General features: G+C 72.1%; 13 protein-coding genes and 1 pseudogene. 8 read left to right on the top strand and 6 right to left on the bottom strand.

Annotated elements, in window-relative coordinates; genetic code table 11:
- Positions 1 to 64 precede the first annotated feature (64 nt).
- On the bottom strand, positions 65 to 595 hold the full coding sequence (locus tag ACFWWQ_RS26145; protein ID WP_384600799.1) for a hypothetical protein: 531 nt from the start codon (positions 593 to 595) through the stop codon (positions 65 to 67).
- Between the two features lie 53 nt (positions 596 to 648).
- On the opposite strand from ACFWWQ_RS26145, the gene ACFWWQ_RS26140 reads away from it, so the two are divergent.
- Both ACFWWQ_RS26140 and ACFWWQ_RS26135 read left to right on the top strand, forming a co-directional pair.
- Complete coding sequence (locus ACFWWQ_RS26140) at positions 649 to 1,746, top strand: hypothetical protein (protein WP_384600796.1); 1,098 nt, start codon at positions 649 to 651, stop codon at positions 1,744 to 1,746.
- Positions 1,747 to 1,992: 246 nt separating this feature from the next.
- Positions 1,993 to 3,237, top strand: a pseudogene (locus ACFWWQ_RS26135) (IS701 family transposase); the annotation flags it as partial.
- 393 nt (positions 3,238 to 3,630) lie between these two features.
- Here ACFWWQ_RS26135 and ACFWWQ_RS26130 read toward each other — a convergent pair.
- The 3 genes from ACFWWQ_RS26130 to ACFWWQ_RS26120 all read right to left on the bottom strand — a co-directional run bounded on the left by ACFWWQ_RS26130 (position 3,631) and on the right by ACFWWQ_RS26120 (position 8,135).
- Positions 3,631 to 5,154 (bottom strand): aldehyde dehydrogenase family protein, encoded by a 1,524-nt coding sequence (locus ACFWWQ_RS26130; RefSeq protein ID WP_384600793.1) that lies wholly within the window; start codon positions 5,152 to 5,154, stop codon positions 3,631 to 3,633.
- 235 nt (positions 5,155 to 5,389) lie between these two features.
- Positions 5,390 to 6,646, bottom strand: a complete 1,257-nt coding sequence (locus tag ACFWWQ_RS26125; RefSeq protein ID WP_384600790.1) for a GAF domain-containing protein — start codon at positions 6,644 to 6,646, stop codon at positions 5,390 to 5,392.
- Between the two features lie 205 nt (positions 6,647 to 6,851).
- On the bottom strand, positions 6,852 to 8,135 hold the full coding sequence (locus ACFWWQ_RS26120; protein WP_384600787.1) for a glycoside hydrolase family 18 protein: 1,284 nt from the start codon (positions 8,133 to 8,135) through the stop codon (positions 6,852 to 6,854).
- Positions 8,136 to 8,474: 339 nt separating this feature from the next.
- Between ACFWWQ_RS26120 and ACFWWQ_RS26115 the strand changes: the two genes are divergently transcribed.
- Entirely contained in the window at positions 8,475 to 9,647 is a 1,173-nt protein-coding gene (locus ACFWWQ_RS26115; RefSeq protein ID WP_384600784.1) for an acyl-CoA dehydrogenase family protein, read from the top strand.
- 244 nt (positions 9,648 to 9,891) lie between these two features.
- Here ACFWWQ_RS26115 and ACFWWQ_RS26110 read toward each other — a convergent pair whose 3' ends face one another.
- On the bottom strand, positions 9,892 to 10,311 hold the full coding sequence (locus ACFWWQ_RS26110; RefSeq protein WP_384600781.1) for a hypothetical protein: 420 nt from the start codon (positions 10,309 to 10,311) through the stop codon (positions 9,892 to 9,894).
- 207 nt (positions 10,312 to 10,518) lie between these two features.
- Between ACFWWQ_RS26110 and ACFWWQ_RS26105 the strand changes: the two genes are divergently transcribed.
- The 5 genes from ACFWWQ_RS26105 (at position 10,519) to fxsA (ending at position 16,425) form a co-directional block, all read left to right on the top strand.
- On the top strand, positions 10,519 to 10,959 hold the full coding sequence (locus ACFWWQ_RS26105) for an Lrp/AsnC family transcriptional regulator (protein WP_030288641.1): 441 nt from the start codon (positions 10,519 to 10,521) through the stop codon (positions 10,957 to 10,959).
- A 234-nt stretch (positions 10,960 to 11,193) separates the two neighbouring features.
- The gene (locus tag ACFWWQ_RS26100) at positions 11,194 to 12,834 is read left to right on the top strand and encodes an amidohydrolase (protein ID WP_384600778.1); all 1,641 of its coding nucleotides are present in this window, start codon (positions 11,194 to 11,196) and stop codon (positions 12,832 to 12,834) included.
- A gap of 525 nt (positions 12,835 to 13,359) precedes the next feature.
- Positions 13,360 to 15,036 (top strand): apolipoprotein N-acyltransferase, encoded by a 1,677-nt coding sequence (gene lnt / locus ACFWWQ_RS26095; protein WP_384600775.1) that lies wholly within the window; start codon positions 13,360 to 13,362, stop codon positions 15,034 to 15,036.
- Positions 15,033 to 15,791, top strand: a complete 759-nt coding sequence (locus ACFWWQ_RS26090; protein WP_384600772.1) for a polyprenol monophosphomannose synthase — start codon at positions 15,033 to 15,035, stop codon at positions 15,789 to 15,791. Before lnt ends, ACFWWQ_RS26090 begins: the two co-directional genes overlap by 4 nt.
- A gap of 76 nt (positions 15,792 to 15,867) precedes the next feature.
- Positions 15,868 to 16,425 carry an FxsA family membrane protein gene (gene fxsA, locus ACFWWQ_RS26085; RefSeq protein WP_384600769.1) on the top strand — a complete coding sequence of 186 codons (558 nt, stop codon included), beginning with the start codon at positions 15,868 to 15,870 and terminating at the stop codon, positions 16,423 to 16,425.
- 204 nt (positions 16,426 to 16,629) lie between these two features.
- Here the strand turns inward: fxsA and ACFWWQ_RS26080 are convergent, their stop codons facing one another.
- Positions 16,630 to 17,007: an RNA polymerase-binding protein RbpA gene (locus ACFWWQ_RS26080; protein ID WP_026170122.1), complete on the bottom strand. Its 378-nt coding sequence runs from the start codon at positions 17,005 to 17,007 to the stop codon at positions 16,630 to 16,632.
- Positions 17,008 to 17,129 lie beyond the last annotated feature (122 nt).

Raw genomic sequence — 17,129 nt, 5'->3', positions numbered from 1 at the left:
CGCCGAGCAGGCGACGGCCGAACCGACGAACCTGAAACCCCGTCAACCCTCACTGACCAGCTGATCAGCACCTCTCGCGCAACGGGGGAACCTCAACCCGCTCGGTGCTGCTCAACGTGCCCGAGGACGTCACCAGGTGTGCGGGGCCCGGCATCACCACCGTGCCCCTCACGGCGCGCGTCGTGCACACGATCACCGTGCGCCTGCCCAACCCGCTGCGCGCCGCCGCCATCGCGGCCATGCTGTTCACCGGCACCGACACGTCGCTGCTGTCGATGACCCAGATTGCCAGCGTCGAGGAGGCCGGCACCACCGTGGCCATCGACCGCGACTCGCGGATCCACATCGGCGAACCGCCCGGACCCGGCACCTGTACGCGATCCCGCACCGCGCCCGCTCCCTGCTGCACGCGGCCGTCGAATTCCGCCGCCGCACCCCGCGCACCGCCGACAATCACGGCCTGTTCGCGAACTGCTTCGGCACCACGCCACGCTTCGAAGCCCTCATCGCCGACGCCGGCCTCGCGGTCCCCACCGTGGCCAACACCCATTCCGGGGACGACTGGCACACCGCCGCCCGCTGCTGGCACCTGCACACCCCCGCCCCGACAACCCCTGATGTCCTGCCGCGCCTTGGGGAGTTGCGCCCGTGACCGACCAGCACCTGTCGCCCGGCGACACGTCCGCGGTCGCGTTCGACCTGGTGTTCCTGCGGACACGCGCCGCGGAGTACCGGCTCACCGACGAGGACCTGACCGCGCTGACCGGCATCCCCACCACCGACTGGGGCACCCACCTCACCCCCCACACCCTCCCCGCCGCGACTCTGTTCATCCTCGCCCGCGCCCTGAACACCTCCGCGGAATCCCTCCTGCGCCAGCTCGCACCGAACCGCCGTCCCGCCCCGGCGGCGGCCGACCACGCCACCGTGCTGCACGCCGCCCTGCTCGAAGCCGACCGCATCCACCCCGACGACCTGGCCTCCGCCCTGGAATGGACCCCGCACCGCCTGGGGCGCGCCGCCACCACCCTGGCCGCACACCTCGAGCAGCAAGGCAGCCCGCAGCGGCTCGTCCACACCGACACCACCATCCACCTGACCTGCGTCCCCGACCTGCTTGACCCCAAGCAACGGCAGAACCTGCACAACTGCGGCCACACCGCCGCATCCCTCGCCCCCGGCGAGGCCGCCGCCCTGGCCCGCCTGCTGCACCACACCGCCCGCGACCTCCCCCCCCGGGGGGGCGGAGAAGCCGCCGTTTGCAGTTCGTCTCCACGGTCCGGCCCTTTGCTGCGCACGCCCAGCAGAGGAAGCCGGATGGGGCGGCGACGTCAGCAAAGGATGCTCGACGTCACCGGTCTCCCGGACTCAGGAGTAGTAGATGACCATGCTGCCGGGGCCGTCAGCCTCGCAGTGGTCGATGGTGACGTGGTGCCCCACCGCCCTGTCCAGTTCCTGCTGGGTCTGGTCGGTGTGGCAGTCCGTCTGGTAGTTGCCCTGCGTTTCCATGGTCTGGAGATCGGCAGCCTGCGCGGCTCCGGTGGCGATGCCGGACAGGGCCAGGAGGCCGGCGGCGACGACTGCGGTGCGCTGGAACTTGTGCATGTCTTCTCTCCTCTTGTGCATGTGCATATGCGTTGCGTGCACGCTCGACGGCGTGTGGATCCACGCTCCGGGATTCCGTCTCGTTCCCGGACGGCAGTCAGCTTCGAAGACCAGGGTGACGTTCCGCTAACGGATGACTAATGCGCTGGGCCAGTGCCACTCACTTTAGGTCGCTCACGCCGCTGACCTGCACCGATGTCACCGCTGGAGGGATCACCCTCGCATCGCTCCTGATGTGGGCGTGACATGTGAAGACAACTCCTAGTAGTGCTTGGTCATGTGCGATCTGCGACGGCGTGTCTGCTTGATGGGTCGTGTCGTTGACAGGACGTGCTGAGTGGGGAGTTGGCTGCGGTCCGGTGTGATCTGGAGGACTTCGCGGCGGAGATGTTCGAGCCGTTCGCGCGGGCGGATCAGCGGCGGTGGGGCGGGGTCTATCTGCGGGGCCTGTTGCTGGACGGCGGACGCAAGTCGGTGGAGCCGATGGCCGCCCGTCTGGGCGAGGACGGGAACCGGCAGGCCCTGGCCCACTTCGTCACCTCCAGCCCGTGGGATCCGGCGCATGTGCGGGCCCGTCTGGCCTGGCGCATGCAGCCGGTCATCAAGCCCACTGCGCTGGTCATTGATGACACCGGGTTCCTCAAGGACGGGGATGCGTCGGCGTGTGTGACCCGGCAGTACACCGGCACTGCGGGCAAGGTCACCAACTGCCAGGCCGGGGTCTCGCTGCACCTGGCTTCCAACGGCGCCTCGACGGCGGTGAACTGGCGTCTGTTCCTACCCGAGAGCTGGGATCCCGCCTCGCCGAAGGCCGATCAGGTCAAAGTGGTCCGTCGTGACAAGTGCGCCATCCCTGCCCAGGTGGGCCATGTCGAGAAGTGGCAGCTGGCCCTCGACATGATCGGCGAAACGCGGTCCTGGGGCATCGAGGTGGCCCAGGTCATCGCCGACGGCGGCTATGGCGACACCGCCGCCTTCCGGCTTGGCCTGGAAGAACGCGGTCTCGACTACGTGGTGGGCATCTCGACCACGACCACCGCGCAACCCGAGGACGCACAGCCGTGCACCCCGGCCTGCCCCGGCCGGGGCAGACGGCCGGTTCCTGCCTACCCCGAGCCGGCCCAGAGGGTGAAGAACCTGGTCATCGCGGCCGGCCCGTTGCTCGCGCTCCAGCCCCGTAGGCGGTTCCGCAAGGACACCGTGCTGATCGTGGACGGCACCCTGGTGCCCACCCGCGACCACGCCATCGCCGCGCAGTCGAAGAACTACCGGTACTCCACCAATCACCAGGTCGTCATCGACGCGGACACTCGGCTCGTCGTCGCCGTCGGCCGGCCGCTGCCCGGCAACCGCAACGACTGCAAAGCGTGGGAGTCGTCCGGCGCGAAGGACGCCGTCGGCAGGACCACGGTGATCGCGGACGGCGGCTACCGCGGCACCGGCCTGGTCATCTCGCACCGCCGCGAACGCGGCCAGACCGAACTCCCGGCCTGGAAAGAACAGCACAACCGTTCGCACCGCAAGGTCCGCGCCCGCGTCGAGCACGCCTTCGCCCGGATGAAGACCTGGAAGATCCTCCGCGACTGCCGCCTGAAAGGCGACGGCGTCCACCACGCCATGCTCGGCATCGCCTCTGGCCTGGCCAAGCGGCCCTACGACCTCCGGCACGCCGGGATCTCGTTCTGGCTGTACTCCGGTGTGGACCCGGCTGAATGCGCTCGCCGCGCGGGCCAGAGCATCGAAGTCCTCTTCCGCCACTACGCCAAGTTCCTGGATGGAGTCCGGGAGCAGGCCAACCGCCTCATTGAGCAGTCGATGAAGGAGTGGGACCGTGTCAGTCAAGGCGCGGCGCTTGAGGGGCGAGTCGGGATTTTGGTCCGTGACGGGTCCGGAACAGCTGGTCAGGATCGGGATAGCGCTGGGAGTAACTGGGGGTTACGACGTAAACCGGGCGCTTGTCCGGGCGGGACGAGCGGAAGGCGCCGGACGGGAAAAAGTCCAGGTCAGGCGCCTTTTCTCGTGTCCCTAGAAGAACCCGAGCTTCTTCGGCGAGTACGACACCAACAAGTTCTTCGTCTGCTGGTAGTGGTCCAGCATCATCTTGTGGTTCTCACGGCCGATGCCGGACTGCTTGTAGCCGCCGAAGGCCGCGTGGGCGGGGTAGGCGTGGTAGCAGTTGGTCCAGACCCTTCCTGCCTGGATGGCGCGGCCCGCGCGGTAGGCGGTGGAGCCGTCGCGGGTCCAGACTCCGGCGCCGAGGCCGTAGAGGGTGTCGTTGGCCAGGGTGACGGCGTCGTCGAAGTCGGCGAAGGGGGCGACGGCCACCACCGGGCCGAAGATCTCCTCCTGGAAGACGCGCATGGCGTTGTTGCCCTCGAAGATGGTCGGGCGGACGTAGTAGCCGCCCTCCAGTTCGCCGCCGAGTTCGGCGCGGGCGCCGCCGGTGAGGACGCGGGCGCCCTCCTGACGGCCGATGTCCAGGTAGGAGAGGATCTTCTCCAGCTGGTCGTTGGACGCCTGCGCGCCGACCATGGTGTCGGTGTCGAGCGGGTGACCCTGGACGATCTTCTCGGTGCGGGCCACACCCGCCGCGAGGAAGTCCTGGTAGTGGCCGCGCTGGATCAGGGCGCGGGAGGGGCAGGTGCAGACCTCGCCTTGGTTGAGGGCGAACATGGTGAAGCCCTCCAGCGCCTTGTCGAGGAAGTCGTCCGCGTGCGACGAGACGTCGTCGAAGAAGATGTTGGGGCTCTTGCCGCCCAGTTCGAGGGTGACCGGCCGCAGGTTCTCCGAGGCGTACTGCATGATCAGGCGGCCGGTCGTGGTCTCGCCGGTGAACGCCACCTTCGCCACCCGGGGGCTGGACGCCAGCGGTTTGCCCGCCTCCGCGCCGAAGCCGTTGACGATGTTGACGACGCCCGGCGGCAGCAGGTCCGCGATCAGGCTCATCAGGAAGTGCACCGAGGCGGGCGTCTGCTCGGCGGGCTTGAGGACCACGGCATTGCCCGCCGCGAGCGCGGGCGCCAGCTTCCAGGTCGCCATCAGGATCGGGAAGTTCCACGGGATGATCTGCGCGACGACGCCCAGCGGTTCGTGGAAGTGGTACGCGACGGTGTCCGCGTCGATCTCGGAGAGGGTGCCCTCCTGGGCGCGTACCGCACCGGCGAAGTAGCGGAAGTGGTCGATGGCCAGCGGGATGTCGGCGGCCAGCGTCTCCCGGACCGGCTTGCCGTTCTCCCAGCTCTCGGCGACGGCCAGCTCCTGGAGGTGGGCCTCCATCCGGTCCGCGATCCGGTTGAGGATCACGGCACGTTCGGCGGGCGCGGTACGGGCCCAGCCGGGGGCCGCCGCGTGCGCCGCGTCCAGGGCGCGTTCGACGTCCTCGGCGGTGCCGCGCGCCACTTCGGTGAAGGGCTGGCCGTTCACCGGCGTCGGGTTCTCGAAGTACCGGCCCAGCGCGGGCGCGACGTACTCGCCGCCGATCCAGTGGTCGTACCGGCTCCGATAGGACATCACGGCATCGGCGGAACCGGGGTGGGCAAAGCGGGCCATGGTACGGCCTCCCAATCGCTCGGCGCGGTGCCCTCCGCTTCCCTGCGGAGGACGGTGCGCGCACGGTAGGGCGGGGGAGGTTGCCGCAAGGTTGCGGGGGGTGACGACGGCGGCCACGGGCCGCTTGGCACGGTGGTTCCGAGCCGTGTCCGGCGGGGCGGCCCGCACTCGGGGGGCGCCGCCGCCCGGCCGCTCCCCGTCCGCCGGGCACCCGCCCTGATGCGTGCCTCCCGCCCTACCGCCCCACCACCCCGTACACCTCTCGCAGCCGCCGCACCGCGCCCCGGGCCCGTACGTGCCCCGGGGCGTGCGGGGGCAGAGCGCTGGCCAGCGCCTCCCAGACCTCCAGGTCGTCCTCGCCCCAGGGCGTACCGGCCCACTGCCGCAGCGGCTCCGGATCGCCGCAGGTCAGCAGGGAGCGCCGCAGCCGCGCCTCCAGGGCGTCCCGCAGCCGGCGCACGCCCGGGGCGTCGGAGAGCGGGAGCAGCGGGCCCGGGTAACCGTCGAGCGCCGCCGACGGGCCGCCGGCCGTCAGGGTGGTGTCGACCGCGGCGGCGTCGGTGTCGACGGGGCGCTGCAGCCGGTACGGGCGGGAGGCGAGCAGCGGACCTACGAGGTGCCGCAACCGGGAGAGTTCGGCCCGTAGCGTCACCGGCCGCACCTCCCGCTCGCCGTACAGCAGCAACGCCAGCTGATCGCCCGTCAGACCGTCGGGGTGGTGGGCGAGCAGCACCATGATCTCGCTGTGCCGCCGCCCCAGCCGCAGCCGTCGGCCGTCCACCACCAGCAGCGCCTCGTCGCGGCCCAGCGCGGTGAGGAAGGTGCAGGGTTCCGGCGTGTACGCGGCGAGATGTGCCTCGGCGGCGTGGGCGGTGGCCTGGACGAGGGCGAGGCTGTGGGGGTGGGCGAGATGGTCGCCGCCGGTGATGTCGACCGCGCCCAGCAGCCGTCCGGTGCGCCGGTCGTGCAGCGGCGCCGCGGCGCACGTCCAGCGCTGCACCCGCCGGTTGTAGTGCTCCGCCGCGAAGATCTGTACGGCGTGGTCGGCGGCGAGCGCGGTGCCGGGGGCGTTGGTCCCGGCGTGCCGCTCGTCCCAGCGCGCCCCGACCACGAAGTTCATGCTCTCCGCGCGCCGCCGCACGCCCGGGTGGCCCTCGACCCACAGCATCCGGCCCTGCGCGTCGCAGACCGCCAGCAGATGTGTTCCGTCCTGCGCGGTGGCGCCCAGGAGTTCCCGGAAGACGGGCAGCGCGCGGGCCAGCGGATGGCCGTCGCGGTGGGCGCGCAGCGCATCGCCGTCCAGCTCCACCGGGACCGTGCCGTCGGGCGCCGCACGGGCGTCGGCCGAGCGCCGCCAGGAGTCGGCGACCACCGGGCGTACCGGCGGCGTCACCGGCCCGCCCGCGAGGAACGTCTCGTGCGCCCGCCGCAGGGAGGCGATCCGCGCCGCGGGATCCGCGCCCGCCTCCAACGCCAGCCAAGGATTGACCACGTACCACCTCTCCGCTGCGGCGCTGCCCCGTACGCCGATCGTCCGGGAACACGGCGGCGCCGTAAACCCCCCGTTCGGCGGAGAACGGCGCCCGCCCGCGAGGCGCGGGCATGCGGCGCCGGCGGTCGGCTGAGCCGGGGCGCGCACCCACGCGAAGGGCGGGAGGCCGCAGCCTCCCGCCCTCGTACGCTCCCCGGCGAGGTGGTTACTCGATCGCCTTGATCAGTTCGCCGTCGGGGGTGTCACCGCTCAGCTCCCAGAAGAACGTGCCGCCCATGCCCTGCTCGTTCTTGAAGGCCATCTTCCCGGCGATGGTCTCCGGGGTGTCGTAACTCCACCACTGGTCACCGCACTTGGCGTACGCGGTACCGGCGACCTTGCCGGTGGCCGGGCACCGCTCCTTGAGGACCTTGTAGTCGTCGATCCCCGCCTCGTACTTGCCCGGGGCGGCGCCGGTCGCGGTGCCGCCGGGCTTGTCGTCGGTCACGCCCTGCCAGCCGCGGCCGTAGAACCCGATGCCCAGCAGCAGCTTGTCCGCCGGAACACCGAGCTTCTTCAGCTTGGCGGTGGTGTCGGTCGTGTTGAACCCGGCCTTCGGGATGCCGTCGTACGCGGTCAGCGGGGAGTGCGGGGCGGTCGGCCCCTTGTCGTCCCACGCGCCGAAGTAGTCGTACGTCATCGGGTTGTACCAGTCGACGTACTGGGCGGCAGCGGCGTAGTCGGTCTTGTCGAGCTTGCCGCCGTCGGAGGCGTCCGCGCTGATGGCCGCGGTGACCAGCTCGTCCTTCCCGAACTCCTCGCGCAGCGCCTTCATCACGTTGGCGAAGGCGTCCTTCCCGCTGGTGTCGCAGGTCAGACCGCAGTCGTTGGGGTACTCCCAGTCGATGTCGATGCCGTCGAAGACATCGGCCCACCGGGGGTCCTCGACCATGTCGTGGCAGGACTTGGCGAACGCCGCCGGGTTCTTGGCCGCCTCGCCGAAGCCGCCGGACCAGGTCCAGCCGCCGAACGACCAGACCACCTTGAGGCCGGGGTGCAGCTTCTTCAGCTTGCGCAGCTGGTTGAAGTTGCCGCGCAGCGCACCGTCGTCCCAGGTGTCGGCCTTGCCGTCGACGCTCTGGTCGGCGGTGTACGCCTTGTCGTAGTCGGCGTAGGCGTCACCGATGGCGCACTTGCCGCCGGTGACGTTGCCGAAGGCGTAGTTGATGTGCGTCAGCTGGTCGGCGGAGCCGGACGTCTCGATGTTCTTGACGTGGTAATTCCGGTCGTAGACGCCCCAGTTGGTGAAGTATCCGACGACCTTGTCGCCCGCCGCGGTGGCGGGCTTCGCCGCCGCCTTCGCCGTGGTGGCCGCCGGGTGTGCGGTGGGGGCGCCGGACGGAGCGGCGAGCGCCTGGCCCGCGAGCAGGGAGCCGGAGAGCGCCACCGTACACAGGGCGGTGGTGACGGCGAGGGCTCGGCGTGATCGTCCACGGTGCGGTCTGAGCATGTCTTCTCCTCGGAGGGGGGACGAGGGGCGGGACCCGACCTGCGTTCCGAACGGTCCCAAACGCGTGGGGCGTTGGGGAGAAGCTAGATGGACTAGACCAGTGCGTCAATGGTTCGGACCAATTTCGCCGCGGGTTCATCTGCATCCGCAAAGATCATCCCCCGTTCGTCAACCCGTGACGCCAGGCCGCTGATCGGGCATACTCCTAGCGCCACAGTCGCAGGTCATCGCGTTCCGGGACCCGGAGGGCAACCATCGGCTGGGCACCCGGAAGACGGCACCGCCGCCCACCCCACGCGCGCGGAGCCGCCAGCGCCCGAGACGGAGGAGAGCGCCGCCATGACCGAGTACGGCCCCCGCCCGGTGGACCGCAGTCTGCCCACCGAGGAAGCCCGCGATCTGCTGACGCTCGTCAGGGATCTCGCCGAGCGGGAGATCGCCCCGAGCGCCGCCGAGGAAGAGGAAGCCGGACGCTTCCCGCGTGCAACCTTCACCCTGCTCTCCGAATCCGGCCTGCTCTCCCTGCCGTACGCCGAGGAGTCCGGCGGCGGCGAGCAGCCCTACGAGGTCTACCTCCAGGTCCTGGAGGAGCTGGCGGCCGCCCGCCTCACCGTCGGCCTCGGCGTCAGCGTCCACACCCTTGCCTGTCATGCCCTTGCCGGGTTCGGCACCAAGGAGCAGCGCGCCGCCCATCTCCCGGCCATGCTCGGCGGCGGACTCCTCGGCGCCTACTGTCTCTCCGAGCCCTCCTCGGGCTCCGACGCCGCCTCCCTGACCACCCGCGCCGTCCGTGACGGCGACAGCTGGATCCTCAACGGCACCAAGGCGTGGATCACCCACGGCGGCATCGCCGACTTCTACACCGTCCTCGCGCGCACCGGCGACAACGGCGCCCGCGGCATCACCGCCTTCCTCGTCCCCGGTGACGCCGATGGCCTCTCCGCCGCCGCACCCGAACGCAAGATGGGCATGAAGGGCTCGCCCACCGCCCAGCTGCACTTCGACGGCGTACGGATCGGCGACGACCGCCGCCTCGGCGACGAGGGCCAGGGCTTCACCATCGCGCTCTCCGCCCTGGACTCCGGCCGCCTCGGCATCGCCGCCTGCGCCATCGGCGTCGCCCAGGCGGCCCTGGACACCGCGCTCGGATACACCGCGGAGCGGCGGCAGTTCGGCCGCCCGATCGCCGACTTCCAGGGTCTGCGCTTCCTGCTCGCCGACATGGCCACCCAGATCGAGGCGGGCCGCGCGCTCTACCTCGCCGCGGCCCGGCTGCGCGACGCGGGCCTGCCGTTCGCCAAGGAGGCGGCGATGGCCAAGCTCTTCTGCACCGACACCGCGATGCGGGTGACCACCGACGCCGTCCAACTCCTGGGCGGCTACGGCTACACCCAGGACTTCCCCGCCGAGCGCTACATGCGCGAGGCGAAGGTCCTGCAGATCGTCGAGGGCACCAACCAGATCCAGCGGATGGTCATCGCCCGCCACGTCGCCGGACCCGAATCCCACTGAGCGGCCCGGGGGCGGCGAACTCGCCCTGCCCCACGCCGGTCCGCCCCTCAGGAAAGGCCCGCCCCGCGAAAGGGCGGGCCTTTCCCGTACAGGGAAAAGTGGGCTTTCCGTACGGCGATTCAGGCATGAAAGAACCCGGACCGGTGGGACCGGCCCGGGGGCGGTGGGAAAGAGGCGGAGGGAGCGTCAGGCTCCCTCGCCCAGGGCGCCGTTGGGGCGGGCGCCGATCGCCTTCGACGCGGCGTCAGGCGCGGCGCATCCGCGGCACCCGGGGGGTGCGGGACCCGCCGCCGCCGATGTGGGAGAACGGCTGACGACGCCAGTCCAGGCTCTCCGGCAGCGTCAACAGGACGGCGGCGTCCTGCTCGTGGGCGTCCAGGGCACCCGGCGTCTCCACGGCGTCGCTCACCGGCCGTCCCGAACCCTGGCAGACCGTCAGGCCGAACGGGTTCCACGGCGAGGGGCACAGCGCGTGCTCGGGAAGGCTGCCCTCCTCGGCGAGCAGCGCGATGGGCTGCCCGCAGTCCGGGCACGAGACCCGGAAGATGTCGTACGTACCGAACCCGTCCGGATCGTCGTCCTCCACGAAGCCGGGACTGTCGCCGTCCGTGGTGCCGACTCGGGTCGGAGCGGTGTCCTGCTTGACGCGTCGCATGATGTTCATCCCCCTCGGGTGGGCCGCTCGGCCGCCGCTCCTGTGACGGGCGGTCCGGGCCACCACCAGCAATTCCCCTCATGCCGCGCGCATAATCGCCGCCGCCCTCCGGACGGCGGAGCGCGCCTGTGGCGTTCGTCACATGAACGGCGTGCGGGGGTGTCCACGACCCGGCGCGCGGTGCGCGCGGGCGTGTCGGCACAGTAAGTTGAACGCGTGGAGGAGTTGGACCGACGAATCGTGGATCTGCTCGTCAAGGACGGGCGGATGAGCTACACCGACCTGGGCAAGGCCACCGGCCTGTCCACCTCGGCGGTGCACCAACGGGTGCGCCGCCTGGAGCAGCGCGGGGTGATCCGCGGCTATGCCGCGATCGTGGACCCGGAGGCGGTGGGGCTCCCGCTGACCGCCTTCATCTCGGTCAAACCCTTCGACCCCAGCGCACCCGACGACATCGCGGAGCGCCTCGCGGACGTTCCCGAGCTGGAGGCGTGCCACAGCGTCGCCGGGGACGAGAACTACATCCTCAAGGTCCGCGTCGCCACCCCGCTGGAGCTGGAACACCTGCTCAGCCGCATCCGCAGCCTGGCCGGTGTCTCGACCCGCACCACCGTCGTCCTGTCCACGCCGTACGAGGCGCGGCCGCCCCGGATCTGAGGGGGCGGGCGCGCCGCCACGGGCCCCGCGCATCTGACGCGCTCCGGGCGCCTGACGCGCTCCGGGCGCCTGACGCGCTCCGGGCGCCTGACGCGCTCCGGGCGCCTGACGCGCTCCGGGCGGACGGCCGCGTCCCCGGCCGCATCCGTCCGCCCGGGGCGAATTCCCCGCCACACCGGTCCTTCGCCCACCCCGCGCACCGGCACCGGCCGCGGAGGGGCGAAACTGTCCGGTATGAGTGAGCGCATCCCCGATCCGTCCCGTCCCCGTACCGTCCTGCTGCGTGGCGGGGAGGTGCACAGCCCCGCCGACCCGTTCGCCACCGCCATGGTGGTGGAGGGGGACAGCGTCGCGTGGGTGGGGGAGGAGGGCGCCGCCGATTCCTTCGCCGACGGGGTCGACGAGGTCGTCCATCTCGACGGTGCGCTCGTCACCCCGGCGTTCACGGACGCACATGTGCACACCACGGCGACCGGCCTCGCCCTCACCGGACTCGACCTTGCCCCGGCCACCCACCTTGCCGACGCGCTCGCCCGCGTGCGCGCGCACGCCACGGCTCGCCCGCACGACCGGGTCCTCCTCGGACACGGCTGGGACGCCACCGCCTGGCCCGAGGGCCGTCCGCCGACGCGCGGTGAACTGGATGAGGCCGCCGGCGGCCGTCCCCTCTATCTGACCCGCGTCGACGTGCACTCCGCCGTCGTCACCACCGCCCTGCTCGACCTGGTCCCGGGCCTGCGCGACCTGGCCGGGTTCCACGCCGACGCCCCGCTGACCGGCGACGCCCACCACGCCGTGCGCAAGGCCGCGTACGCGACGCTCACCCCTGCGCAGCGCGCCGACGCGCAGCGGGCCGCGCTCGCCCGTGCCGCGGCGCTCGGTATCGGCAGCATCCACGAATGTGCCGGTCCCGAGATCTCCGGCGAGGACGACTTCACCGCTCTGCTGGCCCTCGCCGCCGAAGGGCACGGCCCGCGGGTCGTCGGTTACTGGGCCGAACTGGTCGCATCCGCAAAGGAAGCCGACCGCATCCGCGAACTGGGCGCCGTCGGCGCCGCGGGTGACCTCTTCGCCGACGGCTCCCTCGGCTCGCACACCGCGCACCTCCACGCGCCGTACGCCGACGCCGCCCACACCGGCACCGCCCACCTCGACGCCGAGGACGTCGCCGCCCACGTCGCGCACTGCACCGAAGCCGGACTCCAGGCGGGCTTCCACGCCATCGGCGACGCCGCCCTGACCACCGTCACCGACGGCGTCCGGGCCGCCGCCGACCGCGTCGGACTCGCCCGCGTCCGCGCCGCCCGCCACCGTGTCGAACACGCCGAGATGCTCACCGAGCGCACCCTCGCCGCCTTCGCCGGACTGGCTCTGACCGCTTCTGTGCAGCCCGCCTTCGACGCGGCATGGGGCGGCGGCGAGGGCATGTACGCCGCCCGCCTCGGCGCCGACCGCGCCCGCACCCTCAACCCGTACGCGGCGCTGCTCAAGGCCGGGGTGCCGCTCGCCCTCGGCTCCGACAGCCCCGTCACCCCCCTCGACCCCTGGGGCACGATCCGCGCCGCGGTCTTCCACCGCACCCGGGCGCACGGCATCTCCGCCCGCGCCGCCTTCACCGCCCACACCCGCGGCGGCTGGCGGGCCATCGGCCGCGACGACGCCGGTGTGCTGGTTCCCGGCGCCCCCGCCGACTACGCCGTCTGGCGCGCCGGTGACCTGGTCGTCCAGGCGCCCGACGAGCGCGTCGAACGCTGGTCGACCGACCCCCGCTCCGGCACCCCGGGCCTGCCCGACCTCAGCCCCGGCCGCCCGCTGCCGGTCTGCCTCGCCACCGTCGTCGCCGGACGTACCGTCTTCGCACGGCCGAACGAGTGACTTCCCGCGGCCGCCGCCGTGCGCGGCGGCCGCACCGTACGCCCCTGCCCCGCCTGGGATCGGCGGCCACCGGCCCGGCGGAGCGGTGAAAAGGCCCCGGATGTGGCAGCTGTTGACAGCAGGCGGTCGGCGGCCGGTAGGTTCGGCCGAGTCCACCACAGGACGTCCGGCCGGGAGATTCCGTACCGTCGTCGGCCGCGGCTGGGCCACGGGCGGTGTGCCGGGACCGGACGCCGTCACTGTGAGCCAGGTCCAGCACCAGCGGCACGGGACGCGGAAACGCTCCGGCCGGAGGGGTCCCTCCCGGCTCCCTGGAGAGCCGGGAGGACGGTGCGACCCGGGTGGGGCCCGGACGCTCAGTAGACAACGGCTCTCGGTCGACCCGCAGCCAGCGGGCCCCAGGTCGGCCCGAAGGGCACCGGGCCCCTATCCGCACCGCCCCACCCGGCGCCCCCGGCCCCCGCATCCGCCGCCCCGGCCTTCCGATGTACGGTCAGCTCACCACCGCACGACCTGCAGGAAGGCGTGACCGTGCCCCCGGGCCCCTCCGACACCACCGAAGCCGCGGACCACCGCGACGTGGCCGACGGTTCCGTGCCGCCGTCCGCGCCGGACGGGGCACCGCAACGCCCCGGCCGGTGGCGCCGCCTCGGCGCCCTCGCCCGCCGCACGGCCCCGCGCACCGCGCTCGCCGCCTGCGCCGGACTCGCCCTCGGCCTCGCCTTCCCGCCGTACGACCTGTGGCCGCTCTCCCTCGTCGCGGTCGCCGGGCTGGCGCTGCTGGTCCGTGGCCGGAGCACCGCGCAGGGCGCCTGGCTCGGCCTCGCCCTCGGCCTGCCGTTCTTCCTGCTGCTGCTGAAGTGGCTGCACGTCGTCGGCTGGGACGCGGTCGTGGGGCTCTCGCTCGCCGAGGCGCTGTTCATGGCGTTGCTCGGCGCCGGACTCGCCCGCGTCTCCCGGCTGCCGCTGTGGCCGTTGTGGGGCGCCTGCTTGTGGGTCGCCGAGGAATGTGCCCGCGACCGGCTTCCGTTCGGCGGCTTCCCCTGGGGGCGGCTGGCGTTCGCGCACACCGGCTCGCCGTTCACCCCGCTCGCCGCGCTGGGCGGCGCACCGCTGGTGACCTTCGCCGTCGCGCTGACCGGCGGCCTGCTGGCGGCCTGCGCCGCCGGACTGTGGGGGCTGCGCTCCGGTGGAACGCTGCGCCGCGCGCTGCCCGCCGTGGAGGCGTTCGGCCTCGCCGCGGCGCTCACTGCGGCCGGGACGCTGGTCCCCGTCCCGACGAAGGCCGACGACACCGTCGACATCGCGGTCGTCCAGGGCAACGTCCAGCAGCCCGGCATGGACTTCCTCGGCCGCCCGATGCAGATCCTCGACAACCACGCCCGGGCCACCGAACAGCTCGCCGCCGACGTCCGGGCCGGGAAGGCAAAGAAGCCCGACGTGGTCATCTGGCCGGAGAACGCCTCCGACCTCGACCCCTTCCGCTTCCCGCAGGCCCGCGACCGTATAGACGAGGCCGTCCGGGCCATCGGCGTGCCGGTGCTGGTCGGCGCCCTCGTCGACCACCCCACCAAGCCCGGGTACGTCTTCAACGAGGGCATCGTCTGGGACCCGGCCAAGGGCCCCGGTGCCTCTTACACCAAGCAGCATCCGGTGCCGTTCGGCGAGTACGTGCCGTTCCGGGAACAGCTCAGCAAGATCATCACGCGGTTCCAGCGGGTGCCGCGGGACTTCTACCCCGGCGATCACACCGGCGTCCTGAAGGTCGGGCCCGCCCGGCTCGGCGATGTCATCTGCTTCGAGGTCGCCTACGACGAGATCGTCCACGACACCGTGCGCGCCGGGGCGCGGGCCCTGGTGATCCAGACCAACAACGCGACCTACGGCCGCAGCGGGCAGCCCGAACAGCAGCTGGCGATGTCGAAGCTGCGCGCCGTCGAGCACGGCCGGGCCGTCGTCACCGCCGCGACCAGCGGGATCAGCGCGGTGGTGGCGCCGGACGGCACGATCGTCCGGAAGATTCCCGAATTCACCCAGGGCGTCGTCTCCGCGCGCATCCCGCTGCGCGACGAAACGACGCTCGCCGACCGTGTGGGTGCGGCACCCGAGTGGACGCTCGCTATCGTGGGCCTTCTGTCCTGCGTCGCGTCCCCACTGATCGGCCGGCGCGGGCGACCGAAGGACGAGAAGGGGCAGCAGTGACAGACGGCGGTCAGCGGCAGTACGGTCCGCTCGGCACCACCTTGGTGATCATCCCGACGTACAACGAGGCGGAGAACGTCAAGCCGATCGTCGAGCGGGTACGGTCCGCCGTCCCCGAGGCGCATGTGCTCGTCGCGGACGACAACAGCCCGGACGGCACCGGCAAGCTCGCCGACGAACTCGCGGCCGCGGACGACCACGTCCACGTGCTGCACCGCAAGGGCAAGGAAGGGCTCGGCGCCGCCTATCTCGCCGGGTTCCGCTGGGGCGTCGAGCACGACTACGGCGTTCTCGTCGAGATGGACGCCGACGGCTCCCACCAGCCGGAGGAGCTGCCGCGGCTGCTCACCGCGCTCAAGGGCGCCGACCTGGTGCTCGGCTCGCGCTGGGTGCCCGGCGGCCGGGTGGTGAACTGGCCGAAGTCCCGCGAATTCCTCTCCCGCGGTGGCTCCACCTACTCCCGTCTGCTGCTCGATGTGCCGATCCGCGATGTGACCGGCGGATTCCGCGCCTTCCGTGTCGAGGCGCTCGACCGGCTGGGCCTCGACGAGGTGGCCTCCCAGGGCTACTGCTTCCAGGTCGACCTCGCGCGGCGCTCCGTGAAGGCCGGGCTGCACGTCGTCGAGGTGCCGATCACCTTCGTCGAGCGGGAACGCGGCGACTCCAAAATGAGCCGCGACATCGTCGTCGAGGCGCTGTGGCGGGTCACGGCCTGGGGCGTCGGCTCCCGCCTGGACAAGATCCGCGGGAAGTGACGCCCGGCCGCGCCGAGGTGATCGTTCCGGCGACCCTCCGGGGCGGTCCGCGCGGGTGGCCAGGCACACTTGAGGCATGACGTTCGGAGCCACGCCCACGCCCCCGTCCCGCCCGCCGCGGCGCTCCGCCGCCCGCCGCGTCCTGCCGCTCGCGGTGATCGCCTGGTTGGTGCTGGAGATCTGGCTGCTCCGGCTGGTGGCCGAGGCGGCCGGCGGCTGGACGGTCTTCCTGCTGCTGGTCGCCGGGGTGATCGCGGGCAGCTATGTGATCAAGCGGGCCGGCCGCCGGGCCTGGCGGCGCCTGGCCGATTCGGTCCAGTCCGGAACGGCGCCGGAGCCCGCGAAGGACGGCGGCAACACCTTGCCGATGCTCGGCGGCCTCCTGCTGATCCTCCCCGGCATGGTCTCCGACGTGCTGGGCCTGCTCTGCCTCTTCCCGCCGACCGGGAAGCTGATCCACCGCCGCGCTGAGAAGCTGCTGACCCGCGGCGCACGCCCGGCACCCGGCTCCCTCGGTGACGCCTTCCAGCAGGCACGGATGCACCGGCCCGACGGCAAGGTCGTCCAGGGCGAGGTCATCCGCGACGACGAGCCGCCGCGCCCGCCCCGCCAGGACCCGCCGCTGACGCGCTGAGAGGCGGGGAAGGCCGCGGGCGGAAGCCGGAGCGGTGTCGCCCGGACGGCGCCGCTGAAGGGCCGGGCCGTGGGGGAGTGGAGCCCGCGCCGACCCGGACGGCGCCGCACCGCCCCGGACATGCACAAGGGCCGGTGCCACCGAGTGGTGGCACCGGCCCTTACGTGCTGCTGTGGTGCGGTACTGCGTCGGGAAGTCCGGTCGTCAGGCGGACTTGCGGTTGCTGTCGCGCGGATGCACGGCGATGTTCATGGTGCCGGAGCGCAGGACGGCCAGCCGTTCGGCCAGCACCTCCTCCAGCTCCTCGCGGGTGCGCCGCTCCATGAGCATGTCCCAGTGCGTACGCGCGGGCTTACCCTTCTTTTCCTCCGGGCCGTCTCCATCCACCAGAAGCGAGGGTGCGCCACATACCTTGCACTCCCACTCCGGCGGAATCTCGGCCTCAACCGAGAACGGCATCTCGAATCGATGTCCGTTCTGGCATGCGTACTCCACCGCCTGGCGCGGGGCCAGGTCGATGCCGCGGTCGGTCTCGTAGCTGGTCACCACAAGTCGCGTGCCGCGGAGAGCTCGCTCACTCATGAATCGTGCCTCCCGGGCTTGTCGCCCACAGGACAGGTGTCGCTGTCGTCGTCATCAGGTCAACGTCCGGTCGGCGGTGAAGATTCCCGAATTCGGGATGGATGCGCCCGCCCGTCACCGAC

Source organism: Streptomyces sp. NPDC059080 (assembly GCF_042739975.1).
In the GTDB taxonomy this organism is placed as follows: Bacteria; Actinomycetota; Actinomycetes; order Streptomycetales; family Streptomycetaceae; genus Streptomyces; species Streptomyces benahoarensis.
Note: the sequence above shows the minus strand (reverse complement) of the source record. Positions and strands in the feature narration are given on the sequence as shown.